Origin of the sequence: Polaromonas sp., assembly GCF_049790275.1 — a bacterium.
GTDB lineage: Bacteria > Pseudomonadota > Gammaproteobacteria > Burkholderiales > Burkholderiaceae_C > Polaromonas.
Map to the genome: position 1 here is coordinate 1 of NZ_JBAQYR010000049.1, position 2,086 is coordinate 2,086.

1 protein-coding gene is annotated in these 2,086 nt (G+C 65.8%); it reads right to left on the reverse strand.

Annotated elements, in window-relative coordinates; all coding sequences use genetic code 11:
• Nucleotides 1-1,768: transglutaminaseTgpA domain-containing protein (locus tag WA904_RS06365; protein WP_425196289.1), on the reverse strand; the 1,768-nt coding region annotated here is incomplete at its 3' end.
• Between the last annotated feature and the right edge of the window lie 318 nt (nt 1,769-2,086).

The following is a 2,086-nucleotide window of genomic DNA, read 5'->3' on the forward strand; positions in this document are numbered from 1 at the left end:
GCCAGGGGTCGTGCTGGGCGCGGTCCCACAGGGTCCAGGCGGCACCGGCTAGGCTGACCAGCACAACCACCCCGATCAGGACATAGGCCAGGTCTTCCCAGCTCGGTGACTCAAAACCAATGTCCCTGAGCAGCTCCAGCTGCTTGCCCTGGGTGTAGTTGAGGACCCACTGGTTCCAGCGGTTGTTGACCGCCTCCCAGGTGGCGCGCAGTTGTGCCGCCAGGGTCGGGTTGAAGTTGCCCAATGCCTGGCCGACCAGGCCCTGCGGCGCCGCCAGCCGCTGGAAAGCCCCGGTGCGCCCGGGGGACACGGCCGAGGTCGGGTCCACGCGCACCCAGCCCTGGCCGGCCTGCCAGACCTCGGTCCAGGCATGGGCATCGCTCTGGCGCAGCACCCAGAAGCCATCGACGGAATTGAGCTCCCCGCCCTGGTAGCCGGTGACGATGCGGGCCGGCACATCCATGGCGCGCATCAGCACCACAAAAGCCGAGGCAATGTGTTCGCAAAAGCCTTCCTTGCGGTCGAACCAGAACTCATCGGCGGTGTTGACACCGTACACGCCCGGTTCCAGCGTGTAGGTGTAGCCGCCGGTGCGCAGCTTGTCCATGGCGGCCTGCACCAGTGCCTGGGTGCCACCCTGTGCATGACGCGGGTCGCTGCGCAGCTCGGCCGCCAGTGCCAGCGTGCGCGGGTTGAAGCCGGAGGGCAGTTCGACAAACTCCTGCAGGCCGACCTCCCGCTTGTCCGGTCCGTGCCGGAACACCGGATGGCTCTGCGCCTTGTAGCGTGCCAGGTCGGTGATGGGGCGGTCGGTGAGCCATTGCAGGTCGTTGCTCATGCGCGTCCGGTAGCCGCGCAGCTCGGGGCTTTGGCCGGTGGCTTCCATCACAAACAGCCAGGGGCGGCTGGTAGGCTCGAGCGTGACCTCGTAACGAACGGCTTCGCCCAGGACGACCAGGTTGTCGGTCAGCTTGTAACGCGATGGAAAAGCCGAGCGGGACGAAGAGACCCACTCGCGCCCATCGAAGCTGGAGAGCACCGGGCCGCGAAAGTACAGGTCGCGCTGCGGGGGAGGCCGACCTTCGAACGCAATCCGCATGGCAATGCTGTCGTCAAGTGCCAGCTTGGCAATGGTGCCGACCTGCATGGTGGCGCTCAGGCCGCTGCGACCCGTCATCGCATCGGACGGAACCCCCCACAGCGGCGCCAGGCGAGGGAAGAGCACAAACAGCAGCACCATCACGGGCGCGCCCAGTAAAGCCATCCAACTGGCGGTTTTAGCGGCCTGCAACAGCGGCGGCTTGCCGACCGGCATGTGGGCATTGACCAGGGCCGTCAGCAGGCCCAGCAAGGCCAGCAGCATGCTGGAGGCTGTCAGCAGAGACTGGGAGTAGAAAAAGTTGGTGAGCATCGTGAAAAAGCCCAGGAAAAATACGACAAAGGCGTCACGTTTGGCACGCAGCTCCAGCGTCTTGAGCGCCAACAGAATCACGATCAGCGTGACGCCGGCATCACGCCCGAGCAGGGTACGGTGCGTCAGCAGCGTGGCGACGATGGAGATGACCAGGAGTCCCAGCAGCCACCAGCGGCCCGGCAGTGCCCTGGCGCTGAAAGCCAGCCGGCCACGCCAAAGCAGCATGCCGGCCGCCAGCGCGCTGCACCACCAGGGCAGTTCGCTGACTTGCGGCAGCAGCACCCAGGCGATGACCAGCAGCAGGAACAGGGTGTCGCGGGCTTCGCGAGGGAGGGTTGTGAGGCGGGCTAACATTTGCCGCCTGTGGATGGATAGGTTGATGCTGCTAGAGGGATCAGAGGCTGATGGTCTGCCTGCTGGCCGGGGGGTGCCCGGCGGCAACTCACTTTCTTTTGTCGCGCCAAAAGAAAGTAAGCAAAGAAAAGGCGACCCGATGGTCTGGGTCCCCTGCGCTGCGCTTCGGGGCAACCTCCGGTGCTCGGTCCAGCCGGGGTCGAGCTCGAACTCGCCTTCGGCTCAGACAATCGCTCGCCCTGATCCGTCTGGCCCTCCGCTCCTCGGCGCATACAGAAGGGGGGTGGGGTCAGGAGCGGGTTCGGAGTTGGGTACGCC